This window comes from Acidocella sp. MX-AZ02 (genome assembly GCF_000306035.1).
In the GTDB taxonomy this organism is placed as follows: Bacteria; Pseudomonadota; Alphaproteobacteria; order Acetobacterales; family Acetobacteraceae; genus Acidocella; species Acidocella facilis.
The window spans coordinates 1-2,115 of record NZ_JH976220.1 but is presented as its reverse complement, the minus strand read 5'-3'; the positions used below and the strand labels follow the sequence as shown (position 1 = coordinate 2,115).

The window sequence follows — 2,115 nt, the reverse complement described above, 5'->3', positions numbered from 1 at the left end:
GCTAGGATGGTTACGCCGAGATTTCGATGCCTGGAATCAGAGACTGCCCTCTTTTGCGCGGCAGGCTTTAGTGGATAGAAAACAGCGACTCATGGCTCAGAATAATGTCGTGGCAAGCATTGGTTTGCCGATGAAGCGTCGTGCGGACGACGCGCTAACTTATGCGGCTCCCGAAGTCCGCCGAAAGATAAGCCTCGCTCCACCCCCGTTACCAAAGCAAACGTTTAAGCCCGAACCTGCTCTTGATGCAGCTGAATTTGATCATATACTTAACATCATTGGGAAGGTGGCCGTTGTATTCGAGCGCAATCCCTCAACCTTCTCCAAGCTGGGCGAAGAAGCGCTTCGCGACAACATCCTGGTGCATCTGAATGGCCATTATGAGTCAGCAACCGGAGAGACCTTTAATGCGGCTGGTAAGACCGATATATTGATCCGGTCTGGAGAGAAAAACGTCTTTATCGGTGAATGCAAGTTCTGGCACGGCCAGAAAGGCTATATGGAGACCATCGACCAACTGCTATCTTACTTAACTTGGCGTGATACCAAAGCTGCTGTCATCATCTTTAATAGAAACAAAAATTTTTCCGAGGTCCTATCTACAATCCGCGAGATCACCGAGAAACACCAAAACTTCAAGCGTGCCCTACCGCCTTCAGAGGAGACATCGTTCCGATATATTTTCCGTCAGAACGGCGACGAGTCGCGTGAACTTCACCTGGCGGTGTTGGCCTTCGACATTCCGACACCTTAGGAAGACAATGGCTGTTATCATATATTTTAGCTGAAAGAGCTCTGTCCGCTGCCGGCTCAGGTTGTCTAAAATATTAGCCGGAAAGAACGCGCCCATTGTCGCTGTTCCGGCCAATTTTCGGCGTGACCGAAAGTGGACACGCGATGAAAGGGCGGACAACGCCCGCCGTCCATTCCAGAGTTTGTTTTACAAAAAAAACGTTAACACGCTGATGGCGGGCATTGCCCGCACTACGTTCGCTAGAGCCCGGTCCGGGACTCTGCCATGATTGAGCCCCCTACCTTCCGACCTCGGAATAGTGGGACTAAGCTCAGAGAAATACTGTCCGTCACTAAAGTCCCAGCTAATCTTAAACTAGAACAAGGTAAATATGTCCGTCACAATAACAGATCCCGCTATGGAGATTGCTGAACTGATCGACCATCTTCGGAACTTTGCGCCACCGAATCATAACCCCAACTCCCCTCCGCCGGTCTGGATGGCCTTGGCCAACGGCACCAATTTGCGACCAGAGTCGGCGGAAATTATGGAGCTTCTGGCGATAGTCAGGAACAGGTTGGCAAAACTAGCGATTCATGTAAACGAATTTACGGGGCCGGAAATTACGAAGGACATAAAAGACCTTGTGACGGCAGCAATTCACCGGCTTTCTGACGTTTTAAGTCTGCCAAAGCTTGGTTCTGCATGGAAGGATGCCTTGGCCAATTCGATAAAAGCAGAGGATGCAACTGCATTTCGCATGTTCAGTTTCGCTATGCGAAATTATATCCCGCTCAAGAGACTATCAGATGAGGAACGCGAAACCGCGATATTGTCTGTCCGGGAGGCCCTGACTGAGATTGCAGAGAGTGGTGATCTAAAAGTCTGGGAAAAGCAGGCATTATTGGAAGGATACCAAAGAGTCGAGTTCATTCTGAAATATTTTGAGTTTTTTGGCCATGAAGGTCTATCTCGACAGATGATTGTAACAGCAACGGCGACAAAAGTTGTGGCCCAAGGCGCGCTAAAGGCCGGACGATTGAAGAAGGTCGCAACAGCGCTTGCGGTTGTTACAGCGCTTTTGGAAGCCGTGTCGGCACCTAGTGATGCCTGGCATGCGGCAATAGATTACGAGCGATGGGCGCGTACAGGGTTAGCTTCGATGCATGACACGCATAAGCCGGAGCAATTTCTCTTGTCTGCGCCGGAGCAGGCCAGTGGTGCAACGGCGAACACATCGGAAAAGGCGGAAGGCGGGTAAAGCGTCTGAGCGGAGGTGTTGTGGTCCGTAAGGAAGCAAGAATAACTTGCAGACTGGAGTTCCCTTGGGTGGATAAAATAAGCAGGATAATCAACCCTGGATCTCTATATCTGATAATGTC

General features: G+C 50.2%; 2 protein-coding genes. Both read left to right on the top strand.

From position 1 onward, the window contains the following. Positions 1 to 754: hypothetical protein (locus tag MXAZACID_RS17150; protein WP_039885791.1), on the top strand; the 754-nt coding region annotated here is incomplete at its 5' end. A 397-nt stretch (positions 755 to 1,151) separates the two neighbouring features. After that, positions 1,152 to 1,994, top strand: coding sequence for a hypothetical protein (locus MXAZACID_RS17145; protein ID WP_008495819.1), 843 nt, complete (start codon positions 1,152 to 1,154; stop codon positions 1,992 to 1,994). The last annotated feature ends 121 nt before the right edge of the window (positions 1,995 to 2,115 follow it).